The 18,607-nt window shown below is 63.9% G+C and carries 20 protein-coding genes and 1 tRNA gene; 11 read left to right on the forward strand and 10 right to left on the reverse strand.

The annotated features are described in order from the left end of the window. The first annotated feature begins 47 nt into the window (after positions 1-47). Entirely contained in the window at positions 48-551 is a 504-nt protein-coding gene (locus P0D73_RS14185) for a DUF1643 domain-containing protein (RefSeq protein WP_408282991.1), read from the forward strand. 169 nt (positions 552-720) lie between these two features. Here the strand turns inward: P0D73_RS14185 and P0D73_RS14190 are convergent. Then, a tRNA-Leu gene (locus P0D73_RS14190) sits at positions 721-805 on the reverse strand. Positions 806-988: 183 nt separating this feature from the next. Here P0D73_RS14190 and P0D73_RS14195 point away from each other — a divergent pair. The 6 genes from P0D73_RS14195 (at position 989) to P0D73_RS14220 (ending at position 6,974) form a co-directional block, all read left to right on the forward strand. Then, a complete protein-coding gene (locus P0D73_RS14195) occupies positions 989-2,059 on the forward strand; it encodes a LacI family DNA-binding transcriptional regulator (RefSeq protein ID WP_408313344.1) in 1,071 nt (356 codons plus the stop codon). A gap of 241 nt (positions 2,060-2,300) precedes the next feature. Continuing rightward, complete coding sequence (locus tag P0D73_RS14200; RefSeq protein WP_408180125.1) at positions 2,301-3,290, forward strand: ABC transporter substrate-binding protein; 990 nt, start codon at positions 2,301-2,303, stop codon at positions 3,288-3,290. Then, the gene (locus P0D73_RS14205) at positions 3,287-4,111 is read left to right on the forward strand and encodes an ABC transporter permease (RefSeq protein WP_408180121.1); all 825 of its coding nucleotides are present in this window, start codon (positions 3,287-3,289) and stop codon (positions 4,109-4,111) included. The genes P0D73_RS14200 and P0D73_RS14205 overlap by 4 nt, the downstream gene beginning before the upstream one ends. A 44-nt stretch (positions 4,112-4,155) precedes the next feature. Further along, entirely contained in the window at positions 4,156-5,058 is a 903-nt protein-coding gene (locus P0D73_RS14210) for an ABC transporter permease (protein WP_132373780.1), read from the forward strand. After that, complete coding sequence (locus P0D73_RS14215) at positions 5,055-6,101, forward strand: ABC transporter ATP-binding protein (RefSeq protein WP_408180120.1); 1,047 nt, start codon at positions 5,055-5,057, stop codon at positions 6,099-6,101. The genes P0D73_RS14210 and P0D73_RS14215 overlap by 4 nt, the downstream gene beginning before the upstream one ends. 45 nt (positions 6,102-6,146) lie before the next feature. After that, positions 6,147-6,974 carry a phosphodiesterase gene (locus tag P0D73_RS14220; protein ID WP_408180119.1) on the forward strand — a complete coding sequence of 276 codons (828 nt, stop codon included), beginning with the start codon at positions 6,147-6,149 and terminating at the stop codon, positions 6,972-6,974. Positions 6,975-6,984: 10 nt separating this feature from the next. Here P0D73_RS14220 and P0D73_RS14225 read toward each other — a convergent pair whose 3' ends face one another. Further along, entirely contained in the window at positions 6,985-7,470 is a 486-nt protein-coding gene (locus P0D73_RS14225) for a DUF2569 domain-containing protein (RefSeq protein WP_408180118.1), read from the reverse strand. A 213-nt stretch (positions 7,471-7,683) separates the two neighbouring features. Here P0D73_RS14225 and P0D73_RS14230 point away from each other — a divergent pair, with 213 nt between their 5' ends. Beyond that, entirely contained in the window at positions 7,684-8,883 is a 1,200-nt protein-coding gene (locus P0D73_RS14230; RefSeq protein ID WP_408431706.1) for an MFS transporter, read from the forward strand. Positions 8,884-8,904: 21 nt separating this feature from the next. On the opposite strand, the gene P0D73_RS14235 is transcribed toward P0D73_RS14230, so the two are convergent. From P0D73_RS14235 to P0D73_RS14255, 5 genes are all read right to left on the reverse strand, one after another. Then, on the reverse strand, positions 8,905-9,333 hold the full coding sequence (locus tag P0D73_RS14235; protein ID WP_408180116.1) for a response regulator: 429 nt from the start codon (positions 9,331-9,333) through the stop codon (positions 8,905-8,907). 20 nt (positions 9,334-9,353) lie between these two features. Then, on the reverse strand, positions 9,354-9,986 hold the full coding sequence (locus P0D73_RS14240; protein ID WP_408431708.1) for a response regulator: 633 nt from the start codon (positions 9,984-9,986) through the stop codon (positions 9,354-9,356). A 254-nt stretch (positions 9,987-10,240) separates the two neighbouring features. Next, a complete protein-coding gene (locus P0D73_RS14245) occupies positions 10,241-10,813 on the reverse strand; it encodes a ferritin-like domain-containing protein (RefSeq protein WP_132373773.1) in 573 nt (190 codons plus the stop codon). A gap of 100 nt (positions 10,814-10,913) precedes the next feature. Continuing rightward, on the reverse strand, positions 10,914-11,075 hold the full coding sequence (locus tag P0D73_RS14250) for a DUF1328 domain-containing protein (RefSeq protein ID WP_006052455.1): 162 nt from the start codon (positions 11,073-11,075) through the stop codon (positions 10,914-10,916). Positions 11,076-11,185: 110 nt separating this feature from the next. Continuing rightward, positions 11,186-11,362, reverse strand: coding sequence for a DUF1328 domain-containing protein (locus P0D73_RS14255; RefSeq protein WP_132373772.1), 177 nt, complete (start codon positions 11,360-11,362; stop codon positions 11,186-11,188). Between the two features lie 243 nt (positions 11,363-11,605). Here P0D73_RS14255 and P0D73_RS14260 point away from each other — a divergent pair, with 243 nt between their 5' ends. Continuing rightward, positions 11,606-13,075: a sensor histidine kinase gene (locus P0D73_RS14260; protein ID WP_408180115.1), complete on the forward strand. Its 1,470-nt coding sequence runs from the start codon at positions 11,606-11,608 to the stop codon at positions 13,073-13,075. 235 nt (positions 13,076-13,310) lie between these two features. Continuing rightward, entirely contained in the window at positions 13,311-13,445 is a 135-nt protein-coding gene (locus tag P0D73_RS14265) for an entericidin A/B family lipoprotein (RefSeq protein WP_091792786.1), read from the forward strand. A gap of 315 nt (positions 13,446-13,760) precedes the next feature. On the opposite strand, the gene P0D73_RS14270 is transcribed toward P0D73_RS14265, so the two are convergent. Continuing rightward, a complete protein-coding gene (locus P0D73_RS14270) occupies positions 13,761-14,555 on the reverse strand; it encodes a DUF4397 domain-containing protein (protein WP_132373770.1) in 795 nt (264 codons plus the stop codon). A gap of 362 nt (positions 14,556-14,917) precedes the next feature. Between P0D73_RS14270 and P0D73_RS14275 the strand changes: the two genes are divergently transcribed. Further along, on the forward strand, positions 14,918-16,975 hold the full coding sequence (locus P0D73_RS14275; RefSeq protein ID WP_408180114.1) for an oxidoreductase: 2,058 nt from the start codon (positions 14,918-14,920) through the stop codon (positions 16,973-16,975). 27 nt (positions 16,976-17,002) lie between these two features. On the opposite strand, the gene P0D73_RS14280 is transcribed toward P0D73_RS14275, so the two are convergent. Further along, on the reverse strand, positions 17,003-17,932 hold the full coding sequence (locus P0D73_RS14280) for an EamA family transporter (RefSeq protein ID WP_408431710.1): 930 nt from the start codon (positions 17,930-17,932) through the stop codon (positions 17,003-17,005). 366 nt (positions 17,933-18,298) lie between these two features. After that, positions 18,299-18,544: a pentapeptide MXKDX repeat protein gene (locus P0D73_RS14285; RefSeq protein ID WP_408180113.1), complete on the reverse strand. Its 246-nt coding sequence runs from the start codon at positions 18,542-18,544 to the stop codon at positions 18,299-18,301. Positions 18,545-18,607: the final 63 nt, after the last annotated feature.

An 18,607-nucleotide genomic window follows, 5' to 3' on the forward strand; every position in this document is an offset into this window, starting at 1 on the left:
TCGTCATTATGCGCCGCATCTTTTGCGGTGGATCAGGAGGTGAAATCGTGAACGCCTTTATCAGCTCGTGCGGCACCTATCGCTATTGGCTGATGCGTGCTGCCGAATCGTTGTCGCCCGAGAAATCGACCGCGCTATTCGTGATGCTCAATCCGAGCACCGCTGACGCGCAGCTCGACGATCCGACCATTCGCCGATGCCGCGGCTTCGCAAAGCTCTGGGATTGCAATGGCCTGGCAGTCGCCAACCTGTACGCGTTGCGCTCGACAGATCCGGCCGCCCTTTGGTCCCATCCTGATCCGGTCGGCCCCGACAACGACGACTGCCTGTGGACCTTTGCCCGCGAGTACGGCGACGTGGTTTGCGCATGGGGCTCGAATGCCAGGCCCGAGCGGGCCGCTTGTGTCGTCAGCATCATGCGTGATGCCGGCGCGCGCCTGTGGTGTCTTGGCACGACGAAGAACGGCTCGCCGCGCCACCCGCTCTACGTGCGTGCCGATCAGCCGCTGACCGAATGGAGTCCGCAGCAATGGCAGGAAACTAGAACCTAGCCCGTCTCCGGCGTGCTGATCGCGCGACGTGGTCTTTTCCGCCAGACGGTGGTACAGCACAGCGAATGGATACAGGTAATGCCCTGGAATCCGGCCTAAGGCAAAAAAACTCACACCCTAAGGATTTGTGGCCAAGCCACAAACAGGCCGAAACCCTTGCGGGGACTGCTGGTGCCGGGGACCGGACTTGAACCGGCAAGCCGTTAGGCGGCGGATTTTAAGTCCGCTATGTTTACCAATTTCATCACCCCGGCAGGGGTCGAACCGCGTGTGGACGCGAATTCTACCATTGCCCGCCGGGCGTACCAAACCGCCCAGGCGCCGCCCCGCACACTCCCATTCCACACGCCGCACCGGCAAATACTGGCGTCATCCGTAAGTCACAAACCTTCCCGATAATCCGCTCACGAAAACGTTTACAACCCGAGCGCAAACCCATGATCCCTACGATCAAAGATGTCGCTGCCCACGCCGGCTTCTCCATCGCTACGGTGTCGCGCGCGATCAACGCGCCGCACACCGTCAACCCGGTCACGCTCGACAAGGTGCGTCAGTCCATCGACGCCCTGAACTTCCGTCCCAGCCCGCTCGGGCGGCAATTGCGCGGCGAACGCACGCGCCTGATCGGCGTGATCCTGCCGACGCTCGCCAATCCGGTGTTCGCCGAGTGCCTGCAGGGCATCGACGAACTCGCCTCGGCGCAAGGCTACCGGCTCATGCTGATGACCACGCAGTACGACGCCGACCGCGAACGCCACGCCATCGAAACGCTGCGCGAACACCGCGTGGAAGGCCTGATCCTGACGGTCGCCGATGCCGACACGCACCCGCTGCTCGACGAACTCGACCGCGCGGGACTGCTCTATGTGCTGATGCATAACGACACGGTGCGTCGTCCGTCGGTCTCGGTGGACAATCGTTTGGCCGCCTACGACGGCGTGCGCATGCTGATCGCCCACGGCCATCGCCGCATCCTCATGCTGGCCGGCACGCTGGCCGCGTCCGACCGCGCCCGTCAGCGGCATCTCGGCTATTCACAGGCGATGCAGCAAGCCGGCCTCACGCCGGCGCCCGCGCTCGAGGTCGATTTCAACGCCGAGGAACTGTCGCCCTCGGTGCTCGCCCATCTGACGAGCGGCCCAAACCGCCCCAGCGCCCTCTTCTGCAGCAACGACCTGCTGGCGATGGTGGTCATGCGCGGCCGGCGCCGCGCACGTCTGCAGATTCCCCACGACATGTCGATTCTCGGCTTCGATGGCCTCGCCATGGGCGAACTGCTGTCGCCAGCGCTCGCCAGCATCTGCGCGCCGAATCGCGAAATCGGCTGCGCGGCCTGGCAGCGTTTGCTGGCGCGCGTCACCGGCACTTACGAAGCCTTGAATGAAACGTCGCTCACGCTGACTTTGCCGCACAGCTTGCGCCAGGGCGCCACCATCGCGGCGATTTCGAACCGCAACGACGCAATGCCTGTGCGTGCATCAACATCCGCCGAGCGGCCGTTCGCCTGAAGCGCCACACAAGCGCCATTGGCTAACGCGCGTGCTATGCACCAACGCGTGCCGACATGAAAACGATTAACACGCTGCCCCGCAAGACGACTTTGAGTCACCCACCCCAAAACCCGAACCACCCGCTCGCTTCTTCTCCTGGAGACCCGCAGTGATCCGCTATTCCAAACCATTCGCTTCGCCAATCAAACCGCTCTGGCGCCGCCTCGCGCGCTCCACGGCTGCCGCGCTGTCGGCTGGCATGATGGTCGCCGCCGCGTTCGCCGCAATCGCACCGCAAGCCGCCCGCGCCGACGAAACCGCGATCTGCTACAACTGCCCGCCTGAATGGGCCGACTGGGCGAGCCAGATCAAGGCGATCCAGCAAAAGACCGGCATTCGCGTGCCGTTCGACAACAAGAACTCCGGCCAGTCGATCGCGCAACTGATGGCCGAGCAGAAGAGCCCGGTTGCCGACGTCGTGTATCTCGGCGTCTCGTCGGCCTTCCAGGCGAAGGACAAGGGCGTGATCCAGCCGTACAAGCCCGCGCATTGGGACGACATTCCCGCCAACATGAAAGACCCGCAAGGCTACTGGTTCTCGATCCACTCGGGCACGCTGGGCTTTTTCGTCAACAAGGACGCGCTCGAAGGCAAGCCCGTGCCGCGCTCCTGGGCCGACCTGCTCAAGCCTGAGTACAAAGGCATGATCGGCTACCTCGATCCGTCGAGCGCGTTCGTCGGCTATGCGGGTGCGGTCGCGGTGAATCAGGCGCTCGGCGGCACGCTCGATAACTTCGAGCCGGGCCTCGACTGGTTTCGCAAGCTGAAGGCCAACGCGCCGATCGTGCCGAAGCAGACCGCCTATGCGCGCGTCATGTCCGGTGAAATTCCGATCCTGCTCGACTACGATTTCGACGCCTATCGCGCGAAGTACAAGGATCACGCGAATGTCGAATTCGTGATTCCGAAGGAAGGCACGATCTCCGTGCCGTACGTGATGAGTCTCGTGAAGGGTGCGCCGCACGAAGCGAACGGCAAGAAGGTGCTCGACTTCGTGCTCTCCGACGAAGGCCAGAAGCTGTGGGCCGAAGCCTATCTGCGTCCGGTGCGCGCGAACGCGATGAGCCCGGAAACCGCCGCGAAATTCCTGCCGGCCAGCGACTATGCGCGCGCCAAACCGGTGGACTTCGGCAAGATGGCCGAGAAGCAGTCGAGCTTCGGCGAGCGTTATCTGCAGGTGATGCATTGAACGACGTCACGTTCCCGCTGCGCTGGCGCATCGCGTTGATCGCGCCGGCGCTGGCGGTGTTCATCGCCTTCTGGCTGTTGCCCATGGGCGCGCTCGCGCAGTTGAGCGGCGACGGCCACGCGTTCGCCACCTATCGCGCGATGCTGATGAATCCGCGCTACATGTCGAGCCTCGGCGCGACCGTGCTGTTGTCCGCGGCGGTCACGGCGGCGACGCTGGTGCTCTCTGTGATCGCGGGTCTGCTGCTGGCGCGTCGCGAGTTTCCTTTGAAACGCACGCTGCTTGCCTTGCTTACTTTTCCGCTGGCGTTTCCCGGCGTGGTAGTCGGCTTCATGGTCATCATGCTGGCGGGACGCCAGGGGCTGATCGGCGCGCTTTCGCTCAAACTCACGGGCGACCGCTGGGTGTTCGCGTATTCGATGAGCGGCCTCTTTCTCGGCTACCTGTACTTCTCCATTCCGCGCGTGATCGTCACCGTGATGGCCTCGGCGACCAAACTCGACGCGTCGCTCGAAGAAGCCGCGCGTTCGCTCGGCGCGTCGCCGTGGCGCATCACGCGCGACATCGTGTTGCCCGCGTTGTCGCCCGGGCTGATCGCGGCGGGCGCGGTGTGCTTCGCCACCGCGATGGGCGCGTTCGGCACCGCCTTCACGCTCGCCACCGACATCGACGTGCTGCCAATGACCATCTACACCGAGTTCACCCTCAACGCGAACATGGTGACGGCCGCGGGTCTTTCGATCGTGCTCGGCATCGTGACGTGGGCCGTGCTGGCGTTGGCGCGCAGCGTGAGCGGTTCGGCCGTGGCGGCAAGCGCATGAGCGGCGTTTCAAAACCTGAGGTTTCGCAACCGGATAACGCTCCGATGAATTCCGTCACCGCCTCTCTGCAACCGTCCACCAAGCCGCGCTCACGCTTGCGGATGTGGGATACGAGGACGTGGCTCGCAGCCGGTCAATGGGCCGTCACGCTGCTGCTGTGCGCGTTCCTGATCGTGCCGGTCGTCATGTCGATCATGGCGGGCCTGACGGTCAACTACTTCAAGGGCGTCTCCAGCGGACTCACGCTGCGCTGGCTCGGCGAAGTGTGGACGCAGTATCACGGCTCGGTGTTTCTCTCGCTCGAAGTGGCCGCGGCGACCCTGCTCATCACGCTGCTGACCGGCGTGCCCGCGGGCTACGTGCTCGCGCGCAGCAAGACGCGGCTCTCGCGCATCATCGAAGAGTTTCTGGTGCTGCCGATCGCGCTGCCCGGGCTCGCGTCCGCGCTCGCACTGCTGGTGGTCTACGGCGGCTTCACGATGTTCCGCATGAGCGTGGCGTTCATCGTCGTCGGGCATGTGGTGTTTACACTGCCGTTCATGGTGCGGGCAGTCGCCGCGGTGTGCGCGAGCAGCGATCTGCGCACGCTCGAGGAAGGCGCGGCGAGTCTCGGTGCGAGCTTCCTGCAGCGCTTCGTGACGATCGTGCTGCCGAACGCGCGGCCCGGCATCGTGGCCGGCGCGCTGGCGGTGCTGACGCTTTCGATCGGCGAGTTCAACCTCACGTGGATGCTGCACACGCCCGATACCAAGACGCTGCCGGTCGGTCTCGCCGACACCTACGCGTCGTTGCGCATCGAGATCGGCAGCGCCTATACGATTCTGTTTTTCATCATGACGATGCCTCTGCTCGTCGCCATGCAATGGCTCGGCGTCGATGCGACCGGCCAGCGCAGTGCGGCGAAAAAACGCGCCGCTGCATCTCCTTCGAAGTCCATCACGCCATGAAACTCGCTTCCGTTCCCATCACGCTGACGCAGTGCGCCAAAACGTTTCGCGGCACGCGCGTGCTCGAACCGCTCGACCTGCATATCGACGCCGGCGAAACGCTGGTGCTGCTCGGCCCGTCCGGCTGCGGCAAGACCACGACGCTGCGCATGATAGCGGGTCTGGAAACACCGGATGCCGGCGGCCGCATCGCGTTCGGCGACGACGATGTCACTGCCCTGCCGATCGAAAAGCGCCAGGTCGGCATGGTGTTCCAGAGCTACGCGCTGTTTCCGAATCTGACGGTACGCGGCAACATCGGCTACGGTTTGAAGATCAAACGCGTGCCCACTGAGACGGCGCGGCAACGCGTCGACGAATTGCTCGGCATGATGCGTCTCACCGCTCACGCCGACAAACCGATCGATCAGCTTTCCGGCGGCCAGCGTCAGCGTGTGGCGCTCGCTCGCGCGCTCGCCGTGCAGCCGCGCGTGCTGCTGCTCGACGAACCTTTGACGGCGCTCGACGCCCGTTTGCGCGACGCCTTGCGCAGCGAGATGAACACGCTGCTGCGCGAGTTGGGCATCACGACCGTCTACGTCACGCACGATCAGGCCGAAGCGATGGAACTGGGCGACCGCATCGTCGTGATGAGCGCGGGGCGCATCGAGCAGATCGGCTCGCCGCGTGAGATCTACTACCGCCCCGCCAACCGGACGGTCGCGCAGTTTGTCGGCACGATCAACCGGCTTGCGGGCGAGCGGCGCGACGGCATGCTGACGACCACCGGCGGCGCCGTGCCGCTGCCCGCGGGCTCGACGCACGCGAACTCGGCGCACGAGATTTTCTTCCGCCCGGAAGACGCTTATCTTGCCGATCCGGCTCATGCGCAATTGCGCGGCCACATCGAAAGCACCGCGTTTCTCGGCGAACGCACGCGTCTGACGGTCGGCGGCGCCGCGCCGGATGCGTTGCTGATCGACGTGGCCGGTCGCGTGGAATTGGCGCGCGGCACGCCGGTCGGCATTTCCATCGCGCAGGACGCGCTGATTGCGCTATCGTAATGACGCCGCGCTGTTTCAATGGCGCGCTATAACAAGGACATCCCCATGCTGCTGGCTCAAATTAGCGACCTGCATATCAAACGGCCCGGTGCGCTCGCTTACCGCCGCGTCGACACCGGCGCCTATCTCGCGCGCTGCGTCGCCGCCCTCAATGCGCTCGAACCGCGTCCCGACGCGGTGATCATGACCGGCGACCTCGTCGATCAAGGTGATCCGGAACAGTACGAGCACCTCAAAACACTGCTCGCGCCGCTGGAGATCCCCTATTTCATGCTGGTCGGCAATCACGACGAACGCGCTGCGCTGCGCGCCGCGTTTCCCGATCGCAAGGAATTGGCGAGCGGCGGCGAGTTCGTGCAATACGCGGTCGATGTCGGCCCGCTGCGAATCATTGCGCTCGATTCGATGGTGCCGGGCCAAAGCGCCGGCACGCTGTGCGACGCGCGGCTCGCGTGGCTCGCCTCGCAACTCGACGCGGCCCAAGGCAAACCAACGGTGGTCGCGTTGCATCATCCGCCGTTTGCGTGCGGCATCGGGCACATGGACGATTTGCGGCTCGATCCCACCGCCGCCGACAGACTCGCGGCGTTGATCGCGCGTTATCCGAACGTGGAGCGGGTGATCTGCGGGCATGTGCACCGGCCGATGTTCGTGCGTTTCGGCGGCACGATCGCGTCCGCGGTGCCGGCGCCCGCGCATCAGGTCGCGCTCGATCTGCGCGAGGATGCGCCGTCGGCGTTCATGATGGAACCGCCCGCGTACGCGCTGCATCGCTACGACACGGCGACCGGCATCGTCACGCACCACGCGTATGTGGAAAAAACCGATGGCCCGTATCCGTTCTACGAGCCCGAGGGCGATCTGATCGATTGACGCGCACGGCTCACGCGCCGATAAACGTCTCATGCACGCGCCGGGACGACCTGAAATACGGAATCCCGAGCGCGGCCGCCACGAGAGCCTGAATGAAGCCGTCGTATGGAATGGTGATGTCGACGCCGGCTGCGTGCGTCATGTAATCGCCGAGCAGATATGCACCGGTGCGCAACACGACAATCGCCAGCAGCCACGCCTGGACATGCACGGTAAAACGCGCCGACTTGCGCCACGCAAGCAGCGCCAGCCAGCCGATGCCCGCGACGACGAACACGCCCGTGAGCACGTCGCAGCCCACCATCGCGATCACGGTGCGATACCAGCCGTGCGTTTCGGGCCGCGCGAACACGGCCAGCACTTCCCATTCGAGCATGAGTTTGAGCGGATCGCGCATCGCGATTGCCGTATGGAGCGCCCACGCCGCGAGGCAAATCAGGGCGACGAGCAGCGAGCCGCCGATGCGTCGAGGTTCGTGTTTCGTGATCGAGGTCATGGAGTCGTTCTAGTAGTCGTCGGTCGGTTAAAGGCGCGCCGATTCTACGAACGAAAGCCGAACGACCATCTCATTTTGTCGGCAAGGCATTCTCAAGCGATCGGTGTCCGCCTTGTCGCTCCGCCCGCCGCCGTCAGCACGATCCGCCGTGCTCCGGTATGATCGGCACGCTTGAGGACCGCGCATGGGCCGGTCCGTCGACTGTCCCCTCTCATGTCCACTTCCAACGCGTCCACTCCCGCTTCCGCCGACCGGTCGTTGCGCGGCCTGCTGTTTCTGCTCGCCACCATTGCCGGTGTCTCGGTTGCGAACATCTATTACAACCAGCCGCTGCTTGACGACTTCCGCCAATCATTCCCGCGCAGCGCGTCGTGGGTCGGCGCGGTGCCGGCCGTCACGCAGCTCGGCTACGCCGCCGGCATGCTGCTGCTTGCGCCGCTCGGCGACCGTTTCGACCGGCGCCGTCTGATCCTGTTGCAGATCGCCGCCATTTGCGTCGCGCTGGTCGTGGCAGCCGCGGCGCCGACGCTGACCGTGCTGATCGTCGCGAGTCTGGCGATCGGCGTGCTCGCCACCATCGCGCAGCAAGCAGTGCCGTTCGCGGCGGAAATCGCGCCGCCGTCCGAACGTGGCCACGCGGTCGGCATGGTGATGAGCGGTTTGCTGCTGGGGATTTTGCTGGCGCGGACGGCCTCGGGCGTGATCGCCGAATATTTCGGCTGGCGCGCGGTCTTCGGCGCGTCCGTGGTCGCGTTGCTGGTGCTAGCGGCCGTCATCATGGCGCGTCTGCCGAAAAGCCAGCCGACGTCGACGCTGCCCTACGGCAAGCTGCTGGTCTCGATGTGGCATCTCATCGTCGAGCTTCGCGAACTGCGCGAAGCTTCGCTCACCGGCGCGGGCCTGTTCGCGGCGTTCAGCATCTTCTGGTCGGTGCTGGCCTTGCTATTGGCGGGCGCGCCGTTTCATCTCGGGCCGCAGGCGGCCGGCCTATTCGGCATCGTCGGCGCGGCCGGCGCGATGGCCGCCCCGCTCGCCGGCAAGTTTTCCGATCGACGCGGACCGCGCGCGATCATCACTCTTTCGATCGTGCTGGTGGCGATTTCGTTCGTCGTATTCGGCGCATCGGCGACGAGCATTGCGGGCCTCGTAGTCGGCGTGATCATTCTCGATATCGGCGTGCAGGCCGCGCAGATTTCCAATCAGTCGCGCATCTACGCACTCAAGCCGGACGCGCGCAGCCGCGTGAACACGGTGTACATGGTGGCGTATTTCATTGGCGGAGCACTCGGCTCCGCCGTCGGCGCAGCGGTCTGGCCGGCGTTTGGATGGATCGGTGTGAGTGTGGCCGGGATCGTATTCGCGGGGCTCTCGGCGTGGAATCATCTGGCGCTTCCCGCGCGCGCGAACAGCTAACGCGGCAGTTGCGCGAAGCGCTTATTTGCTGCTTCGCGCGGACGCGTATTCGTGCAACGCGTCGATTACGCGGTCGAATTCGAACGACTTGTCGTAAAAGTGGCGCACGCCATATTGCTCACAGCGCTCACGATACGCGGGCAACGCGTGATTGGTCAGCACCGCGGCGAACACCTTGTCGATCAATCCTTCACGCTGCAAATAAGCGAGGACCGGCACGCCCGAGCCCTGCTTCAACTGCAAGTCGACGATCACCGCGTCGAAAGATTCGTCGCTCAACAGGGCGATAGCCTGATCCGCGGAATCCGCGTATGCGGCGACTTTCAGCAGGCCGGAGGCGTCGATCGTTTCCACGAGACTTCTGCGGATCAGCGGCGAATCCTCGATCAGCAACACACGCAACGGCGTGTGTTGGGCTGGCTCGGCAACAGGGTTCGATTCGCTGTTCATCGGAATATCTCGATCGTCCATTATTCGATCAAGCCATTCTTGATCGCGTAATAAGTCAGATCGGCATTGTTCGCCAACCGCATTTTCTCCAGCACGCGAGCCCGGTAAGTGCTCACCGTCTTCACGGACAAATGCAATTCCTCCGCGATCTCAGTGGGAATCTGCCCCGCCGCGAGCTTGCAGAAAATCTGGAATTCGCGCTCGGAGAGCGCTTCGTGCGGACGCCCCGCGGCCGGCTTGTCGAGATTGTTGGCGAGCGTGTCGGCGACCGCCTCGGAGAGATAGCGATGCCCGCGCGCCACCGCGCGAATCGCCCGCACGATCTCCTCGGGCTCGCAGTCCTTGTTCAGATAACCATTCGCGCCCGCGCGCAGCAGATTGATCGCGTACTGACTCTCCGGGTAGCCCGACAGAATCAGCACACCCTGTTCAGGGCGCACCTGCTTGATCACGCGCAAGGTGTCGATGCCGTTCTTGTCCGGCATCGCGATGTCGAGCAGCACCACGTCGAAGGCCTGTTCGCGCACGAGGCTGATGGTTTCGTCGCCGGTGGCCGCTTCGGCCGCGACGCACATATCCGGCTCGTCAGCGACGAACTGTTTGAAGCCACCTCGGACGATCGCATGGTCGTCAGCTATCAACACTCGAATCATCGGTTTAGGTGTCCACGCAATGGAATCGCTCCAAAGCAGACATTGTAATGATCTCCGGCATGACGTCTGCCGGATCTGGAAAACCGGGCGGCGCGTGCCGGCGCGGGAAACTTCCAGACCCACCCGCGCCCGCTGCGCCGTCCGCCGCGCTGCCTGAACCGGCTAAGCGGGCCGTGTTGCATGGAGCCGCCGCTCGCCGTTTTGTTACGGTCCTTCTGTAGGGTCTTCGCTTCTACGTTTTTTTGCGCCGCCGCTTACTCACGGCCAGCCAGCAAATCCGCCATATCGTCGGCATGCTCTTCTTCGACGGCGAGAATATCTTCGAACATACGACGCGTGGTCACGTCCTTCTCGCCGAGATAGCGAATGATCTCGCGGTACGTGTCGATCGCAATCCGCTCGGCGATCAGGTTCTCCTTGATCATGTCCGTGAGATTGTCGCCTTCCTTGTATTCCGAATGCGAGCGCGTCTTCAAACCGTCCGGCGCGAAATCCGGCTCGCCGCCGAGTTGCACGATCCGCTCGGCAATGCTGTCGGCGTGTTGCTGTTCCTCTGCGGCATGTTGGGCGAACTCCGCCGCCACGGCCTCGGAATTGATGCCCTTCGCCATGAAGTGGTGCCGCTTGTAGCGCAGCACGCAGACGATTTCGGTGGCCAGAGCGTCGTTGCACAGCTTCAGCACCGTCTCGCGATCCGCGCCATAGGTTTGCGTGACCGGACCGTCGGACATGTGCTTGCGTGCGTCTTCGCGGATCTTTTTAAGGTCCATCACGAACGGATCGCGAGATTGAGATGCCGCGCCCTGGGCGCCAGGTGATTTCGACATTGAATTTCTCCTTTATCCGGTATTGGGGGAACTGCGCATCACGCACGAATCGCGCCTGATGCGCCGGCACAAGGGATCATTGCTGCGAATGACCACCCGTCTACGTTCGGAATACGCCGAGCAGCAGCGTAACCACGAATACGACGAGGAAAATGTAGAACAGGATCTTTGCAATTTCGGCCGCACCCGCCGCGATGCCGGTAAAGCCGAACACGGCGGCGATGATCGCAATCACGAAAAAGACAATGGCATAGTGAAGCATGGCGACTCTCCTTCTTGTTGTATCTGCGTGGCATTGGCGTACGACGTCGACTGGCGAACCGTTCTCGAAGCTTCGAAGGCGCGGCTCGCGACTTCCTCATTTGAGCAGCGCTAATCGACGATCTTTTTCGTCACTACGAACCCCAGCACGAGGAACACCACGCACAGAATCACAAACACGATGAACAGGAACTTCGCGATCGCCGCCGCGCCCGCCGCTACACCGGTAAAGCCGAGAAGACCGGCGATCACCGCGATGACGGCGAAGAACAACGCCCATTTCAGCATGATGGCTTCCTCCCGAAACATTGATTGAACGATCAGGTCCATCCTATCGATCAGCGACGCGAGGCGCATTCCGACGCACGCCGGTTTTCGTGTGAGAATCCGCTTACATTGGATTACGGCAGCGTTACGGTGAGCGTGTCCACCACACCACCGCCGCGTGCTGCGCCGCGACGGCCGCGCGAGAGCGGCACCGTCGCCGAACGCGGCGGACGTTACACTGATGCCCCATCAGAGGAGCCGAATGTGCCAAATGTGCAGAACGTGCCGGACGCGGGCAATCCTGGGGCCGCCACCCGGCTGAGCGACTGGATGCGCAATCGCAGCTGGGCGATCGCCATGACGGTGGCGATCGTGATTACCGTGGGCGGCCTCGTGATTCTCGAGACCGCGCGCCAGCGCATTGCCGCCGAGTACGAGACCGCGCTCGAAGCGCGCGACGTCACCGTGCAACTGAGCACGCTCGCAAGCCAGTTATCGCGCCTAAGCGCCCAGCAAAGCGATTTTCTTCTGACGAAGCAGGACGCCGCCGCGCACGAGTTCTGTGCGACCGCCGTGCGCATCCGCCAGAGCGAACAGCAGTTGAACCGCTTCTACCGCGGCGGCAAAGCCGACAGCGCCGAGCTCGCCAGCTTCACGCAGATTCTTGGACTGATCGAGGCGCGTATCGGCGCGGGCGCGTCCGCGCTGCAGCGTGCGGCGCCGCATCCGCTCGATCTGTCCGCCTGTGGCAGCGCGAGCGAGGCCAGTCCGGCCGACGCGTCGCTGGTGGACAGCACGCTCTCGCTGCTGCGCGACAACGAGGAACGCCGCGCGCAACACGCGCTGGCCGCGAGCCGCGGCGATCAGCGCATCTCCACGCTGTGCGCAGCGGGCCTCTCGGCGCTGAACATCGTGCTGTTCATTCTGCTGTTTCGCAATCTCGGCATTCAGATCGATCGTCAGGCACGCGTGCAGCGTCAATTGATCACACAACAGGAAGGCCTCGACCAGCTCGTCAACGAACGCACCCGGCAGCTCGAAGCGCTCGGCTGGCACTTGCAGGCGGTCAGCGAAAACGAGAAAACCCAGCTCGCGCGCGAGCTGCACGACGAACTCGGCGCGATTCTGACGGCGAGCAAAATGGACGTGGCGTGGGCCAACCGCAAGCTGAAGGACAGCGAGCCGGACATCTCCGAGAAACTCAAGCGGGCACTCGCCAATCTCGACCAGGGCATTGCGCTCAAGCGCCGCATCATCGAAGACATGCGGCCTACGGTGCTGGCCAACTTCGGGCTCGTCACCGCCTTGCGCACGCTCGCCGACGAAGCCGCGCAGCGCAACAACTGGACGCTCGAACTGCATCTGCCCGCCGACGACATCAAGCTCGACGAGCAAACGGAGATCGCGCTGTTCCGCGTCGCGCAGGAGTCGCTCACGAACGCCGCCAAGTACGCGCGAGCGTCGAAGGTATCGATCGCCTTGCAGGTCGGCGACGGCCAGGTGGCGCTGCATATCGCCGATAACGGCGTCGGCATCATGCCGGCCGATCTGAAGCGCACGCACACGCACGGGCTGCTGGGCATGCGCCAGCGGGTCGCCGCGCATGGTGGGCGCTTCGATATCCGGCGCGGCGTGCCGAACGGCACCGACATCCACGTGGAGATGCCGAGCGTCAGCACCGCGACGCCCTCGATCGATCTGCCGCCGGCGACGCCTTCGCGCACCTCCGTCTAGGACGGGCTTGCGGCACGCTGCCGGCAGGCTTGTAGGAGTGCACCGACGCAAACACCGGAGCACGCCTACAAGAAAATCGCAGCCCAGCCGACAGCGCCGCCCCCGCCCTTTTTTTACCATGCAATCAGACCGGATCGACTGGCGTAAGCCCCGGTCGGACGACAGCTAGCTCAGCTGGCGCGTGCCGTACAACATGGGCACGTCAACCAATGCATTCTCGACAAGGAGAACTTTCATGAATCGACTGATCGCTTTGCTTCTCATTGCAGGGACAGCTGCGCTCGCCGGTTGCAACACGATGGCGGGGGCTGGGCAGGATATTTCGAAGGGTGGCGACGCCATCACGAACTCGGCTGAAAAGGCCAAGTAAGCAGCGTAAAAAACCAAGCAGACGCCGGACGCTTTGCTGCGCCTGGATTGCAGGATTGTGAGAGCCCGTCGCGGGAAACCGTGGCGGGTTTTTTGTGCGCTCGCTTTGGCGTTTCTTCTTGGTTTCCTCGCGGGAGTTTGCTGAAGCCGCGGGTCTTTGTCTGAGCTACGGTTGATTGCCAAAGCCGCATCTGTTTGCCAAAGCCGCAAACAAAACGGCGACCCACTCGCGTGGATCGCCGCCCCGTCCTCCCCAGGACTTGCCGCCTATTGAGTGCGCTTTTGTTAGCGCGGCTGTTCGCGCTTCCGTCAGCCCTTATTGCCCGTTCAGCGTATTCGTCAATTCGACGCTCGGCGTTTGCGTGTTGCCGTTCTGCGCGACCAGCAGATGGATCTGACCCGGCACGAGCTGGCTCAGCGCACCGGCGATCGGCACCGACGTCACCAGCCAGTCGGCATTGTTCGACAACGTGAAGGCCGGCGACTGGAAGATCGGCGTCTTGCTGCCCGCCGCGGTCGCGATCAGCACGTAGGTGCCGCCGGACACGTAGATCGAATCCTGGCCGCTCGCCGGCACCGCGTTCTTGAAGGCCACACCGGCCATCGTCGGCGAGACGTTGGCGATGTCGGTGGAAGTGGACTGGACCAGATACAGGTCGAGGTTGGTCGCGTTCGCCGACGCGTTGAAGCCGCGCAGACGCGCGCTATTCGAGAGCAGACCCTTGTCGAACGGATCGTCGATCAGGCCGATGTCCGGCGCAGCCAAACCCGGCAATGCGAGCACGGTATATTCGTGGCCCTTCGCGACATCGGGAAAGCTGCCGCTCGCGAGCGCCGTCGTCGTGCCGGTCGCCGAGTAAGCGACCGTGGTCGCGCCCGTGTTGATATTCGTGAGGTTCGTCACACCTTTATAGCTGATGTTCGTCTGTCCCGAGGGCGCAGTGCCGTTCACGAGAAAGTCGACTGCCGGGCCGCTGGGAATCGCATGGATGAAATGGATCTCCGGATTGGTCAGCCCGAGCTCCTTGCCTACGTCGTCAGAACCGCCACCGCATGCGCTCAGAACGGATGCAACGGCAGCCATCGCCACCATGGTTCGGATCAGTTTCATTATGTTCACCTTTATTGATTTGTCGGGCTCGCGGCCCATTGATTTTGTGGACGTCCCGCTTCGCACAACACGCCGTCCGGCACCTTGTTCGTTGGTCATACGAACGGTTCAGGCCAGCTCTGCGAAATGAGCACCCCCTCCTATCCCTGCTGCACATCGCGCCACTTTTCCGAACGGCGCGGTCCGTGTCGATGGACGTTCGCTTCGAGCAATGCGTGTGCCGCGGGCTTCGATATGGCTGGTGGCGGCTGAAGAATGTCTTACGGAGCAACGAGTTGCGAGGATTAGAATTTTTCCTCGGAGGGATGGCACGCCGGGCGGTGTATTGTTCGTGCGCGCCCAATACTTACATGGTCCTCCGCATGTCTTACCAACACTTACTCGCCGAACTCGACCTCGGCTTCACTCGCTTGCGCAACCGCGTGGTGATGGGTTCGATGCACACCGGCATGGAGGACCGCTTCTGGAATTACCCGAAGCTGGCCGCGTATTTCCGCGAGCGCGCGAAGGGCGGCGTCGGCCTGATCGTCACCGGCGGCATCTCGCCGAATCGCGAGGGTTGGCTGTTGCCGTTCGGCGGCACGCTGAATTCCGTGCTTGATCTGCGCAATCACCGGAAGTTGACCGAGGCCGTGCATGCCGAAGGCGGCAAGATCGCGCTACAGATCCTGCATGCGGGCCGCTATGGCTATCAACCGTTCGTCGTATCCGCGTCCGCGATCAAATCGCCGATCTCGAAGTTCAAGCCGCGCGCGCTGAGCATCGCCGGCATTGCGAAGACCGTGCGCGACTACGCGCGCTGCGCGCGCCTCGCTCAACGCGCGGGCTATGACGGCATCGAGATCATGGGCAGCGAAGGCTATCTGCTCAACCAGTTCCTCTGCCCGCGCACCAATCGGCGCACCGACGCCTACGGCGGCAGCATCGAAAACCGGATGCGGCTCGCGCGCGAGATCGTCGAGCGGGTGCGCGCGGTGTGCGGCGAACGCTTTATCGTCGTGTACCGGATCTCGCTGATTGATCTGGTGGAAGGCGGCAATACGTGGGACGAAACCGTACAGGTCGCCCAGGCGCTGGAAGCCGCCGGCGTGACGATGTTCAACACCGGCATCGGCTGGCACGAAGCGCGGGTACCGACCATCGTGACCTCGGTGCCGCGCGCCGCCTTCGCCACGCTGAGCGCGCGATTGAAGGCCGCGGTCAAGGTGCCGGTGATCGTGTCGAACCGCATCAATACGCCCGACGTCGCCGAAGCACTGCTCGCACAGGGCGCTGGCGATCTGGTATCGATGGCGCGGCCGCTCTTGGCCGATCCCGAGTTCGTCGTGAAGACGGCCGAAGGACGCACGCATGAAATCAACACCTGTATCGCCTGTAATCAGGCCTGTCTCGATCACACGTTCAAGAACCAGCGCGCGACGTGCCTCGTCAATCCGCGCGCGGGGCGCGAAACCGAACTGATCTACCGGCCGGTCGCCGGAACGCGGGCCGCGCGTTCGATCGCGGTCGTCGGCGCGGGTCCGGCGGGATTGTCTGCGGCGACGGTGGCGGCCGCGCGTGGGCATCGCGTGACACTGTTCGATGCGAGCGCAACGATCGGCGGCCAGTTCAATCTGGCGATGCGCGTGCCGGGCAAGGAAGAGTTCAGCGAGACGATCCGCTATTTTCAGAGCCAGTTGCAGCGACACCGCGTCGACGTGCGCCTCGACACGCGCGTCGATCCCGCGCTGCTCGCCGCCGGCGCTTACGACGACGTGATCATCGCCACCGGCATCGTGCCGCGGCGGCCGTCGATTGCCGGCATCGACGGGCCGAACGTGCTGTCTTATGTCGACGTGCTGCGCGGCGCGCCGGTCGGCCAGCGCGTCGCCGTAATCGGCGCGGGCGGCATCGGCTTCGACGTCAGCGAGTTTCTGCTGCATCGCGCGGGCGAGCCGCTGCCGATGCCCCGCGACGCGTGGCTCGACGAATGGGGTGTCGATCTGGCCGTGCGGGAACGCGGTGGCCTCAAGCCGCCCGCGCCGGCGCAGCCGCCGCGGCAGATCTGGCTGTTGCAGCGCAAGGCCGGCAAGCTTGGTATGGGACTCGGCAAGACTTCCGGCTGGGTGCATCGCGCGACGTTGGCGAGAAACGGTGTGAAGATGCTCGACGGCGTGTCGTATCGGGAGATCAGCGCGCGCGGCTTGAAAATCGCGCGTGAAGGCGTCGAGGAATGGCTGGAAGTGGACACGATCGTCGTGTGCGCGGGCCAGGAATCACTGCGCGATCTGCATCCGCAGACGGCAGCGGACGCGAAGGTGAGAAAAACGGATCAGGGTAACGGTCCGCGCTATCACGTGATCGGCGGTGCGAAGGTCGCGACCGAACTGGACGCAAAGCGCGCGATTCGCGAAGGCGCGGAAGTGGCGGCGGCGCTGTAACTGGCCGTCGCCCGCTTCAAGCGAAACTCAGGCGAGTCCCTTCTTCCGGTAATCGAGCCAGAAAGACAGCCCCACGCTCGTCAGAATCACAATGGTCGCGATCACCGTGGAGTGAGTCACCGGCTCGCCGAGCAACAGCGCGCCGAGCGCCACGGCCACCACCGGATTCACGTACATGCAGCTGCTGGCGATGATCGGGCTGGTGTGCCGGATCAGAAAACCGTACGCGACGTAGGCGGCCATCGTCCCGATCAGCATCAGGTAGATGAACGCCAGCACCGGCAGGAAATGCACCTCGAGCATCCGCTCGCCCGAGACCCACGCAACCAGTGTCGACATCGCGCCGCCCAGCCCGATTTGCAGTGACGTCGAGAGAAACAGGTCCGAGGGCAGCTTCAGACGCCCGGCCAGATGCGCGCCGCCCGCCCAGAAAAGCGCGCCGCACAGAATCGCCAGACTGCCGCCCGCCGAGCCGGGCGCGCTGTCGCCGTGGCTGAGAATCGCAATGCCGACCAAACCGAGGCCGACCGCGAACCACTCGCCGCGGCCGAACTTGCGCCCCGCCACCGCCGCAATCACCGTCGCGAATAACGGCACGGTCGCGACCATGACCGCCGCGGTGCCGGTGCCGACGGTGCGCATCCCATAGGCGAGCATGCCGCTCGACAAACCGACCAGCATGGTGCCGACGAGGCCGGCATTGCGGATTTCGGCGGCGCTCGGCCAGACCGGCTTGCGGCGCGCCGCGAACACGAACAGCCCTATGCCGGCGAACAGATTGCGCAGCCCCGAGAGCAGCAGCGGCGGAAACGAACCCAGCGCGACGTGCACGGCGAGATACGTCGAACCCCACACGAGATAGACGACGGCGAGCGCGAGCGCGATCTGCCCGTTGCGCGACTGCGGCAAGCGGATCGGGAAACCACGCGAAAAAAGATTGGGGAGTTGCAGCGACATGCGTTCAACCCGCCCATGCCGCTCGAGGTGCTGCGCCCCCGCTGAAGACCCTGCTGCGGGATGGCGGACACCGCATCGGCGATGCGGTCTGACGGGCGAGGCTGGCGGACATGTCGGTGGAACGGAAGGACGATAGATGGCCAATGGGGCCACAACGCCGCGGCGATCGGTAGAAATCGGGCCACGGCGAACACGCGCCGAATGGTCGGCGCGCATCGCATTATGCAGTAAGCGCCCACGGCGTCGCTTGAAAGAATCGTAACTTTTTGGCGTACTTGCAACAAAAAGCCGGGGACGTGCCCCGGCTTTTCTGTCGCGCAGGCCAACGGCGCGTCCGAGCTATGCAGCTCGCATTATCAGGACGGCTCAGTTGGCCATCGCGCCCGACGCTTCGTGCTTCATGCCCATCGCGTCGCCCTTTTTCATCTTGTCGTGCTTCATCGTGTTCTTCTTCATGCCGTCCTTCGACATGCTGTCTTTGGACATGGAATCTTTCGACATGGTGTCCTTCGACATCGCATCGTTGGACATGGCGCCGCTTGCCTGGGCGAATGCGGCGCCGCCACTGGTCAGGAGAGCGACGGCGAGTGCTGCGATTGCAAACTTTTTCATGAGATGACTCCGAGTGTTATGGATGAATCAGAACCGGCCAGAGCACTAGCCGGCGTATTTCCG

Origin of the sequence: Paraburkholderia sp. RL18-101-BIB-B, assembly GCF_046026985.1 — a bacterium.
GTDB lineage: Bacteria > Pseudomonadota > Gammaproteobacteria > Burkholderiales > Burkholderiaceae > Paraburkholderia.

What these genes read in the sequence shown, in the direction of transcription:
- P0D73_RS14225 (WP_408180118.1), bottom strand. Translation starts at nt 7,470, where the DNA reads ATGACCTCGATCACGAAACACGAACCTCGACGCATCGGCGGCTCGCTG.
- P0D73_RS14230 (WP_408431706.1), top strand. Translation starts at nt 7,684, where the DNA reads ATGTCCACTTCCAACGCGTCCACTCCCGCTTCCGCCGACCGGTCGTTG.
- P0D73_RS14215 (WP_408180120.1), top strand. Translation starts at nt 5,055, where the DNA reads ATGAAACTCGCTTCCGTTCCCATCACGCTGACGCAGTGCGCCAAAACG.
- P0D73_RS14280 (WP_408431710.1), bottom strand. Translation starts at nt 17,932, where the DNA reads ATGTCGCTGCAACTCCCCAATCTTTTTTCGCGTGGTTTCCCGATCCGC.
- P0D73_RS14240 (WP_408431708.1), bottom strand. Translation starts at nt 9,986, where the DNA reads ATGATTCGAGTGTTGATAGCTGACGACCATGCGATCGTCCGAGGTGGC.
- P0D73_RS14235 (WP_408180116.1), bottom strand. Translation starts at nt 9,333, where the DNA reads ATGAACAGCGAATCGAACCCTGTTGCCGAGCCAGCCCAACACACGCCG.
- P0D73_RS14200 (WP_408180125.1), top strand. Translation starts at nt 2,301, where the DNA reads ATGATGGTCGCCGCCGCGTTCGCCGCAATCGCACCGCAAGCCGCCCGC.
- P0D73_RS14210 (WP_132373780.1), top strand. Translation starts at nt 4,156, where the DNA reads ATGAATTCCGTCACCGCCTCTCTGCAACCGTCCACCAAGCCGCGCTCA.
- P0D73_RS14275 (WP_408180114.1), top strand. Translation starts at nt 14,918, where the DNA reads ATGTCTTACCAACACTTACTCGCCGAACTCGACCTCGGCTTCACTCGC.
- P0D73_RS14195 (WP_408313344.1), top strand. Translation starts at nt 989, where the DNA reads ATGATCCCTACGATCAAAGATGTCGCTGCCCACGCCGGCTTCTCCATC.
- P0D73_RS14265 (WP_091792786.1), top strand. Translation starts at nt 13,311, where the DNA reads ATGAATCGACTGATCGCTTTGCTTCTCATTGCAGGGACAGCTGCGCTC.
- P0D73_RS14270 (WP_132373770.1), bottom strand. Translation starts at nt 14,555, where the DNA reads ATGAAACTGATCCGAACCATGGTGGCGATGGCTGCCGTTGCATCCGTT.
- P0D73_RS14250 (WP_006052455.1), bottom strand. Translation starts at nt 11,075, where the DNA reads ATGCTTCACTATGCCATTGTCTTTTTCGTGATTGCGATCATCGCCGCC.
- P0D73_RS14245 (WP_132373773.1), bottom strand. Translation starts at nt 10,813, where the DNA reads ATGTCGAAATCACCTGGCGCCCAGGGCGCGGCATCTCAATCTCGCGAT.
- P0D73_RS14255 (WP_132373772.1), bottom strand. Translation starts at nt 11,362, where the DNA reads ATGCTGAAATGGGCGTTGTTCTTCGCCGTCATCGCGGTGATCGCCGGT.
- P0D73_RS14220 (WP_408180119.1), top strand. Translation starts at nt 6,147, where the DNA reads ATGCTGCTGGCTCAAATTAGCGACCTGCATATCAAACGGCCCGGTGCG.
- P0D73_RS14285 (WP_408180113.1), bottom strand. Translation starts at nt 18,544, where the DNA reads ATGAAAAAGTTTGCAATCGCAGCACTCGCCGTCGCTCTCCTGACCAGT.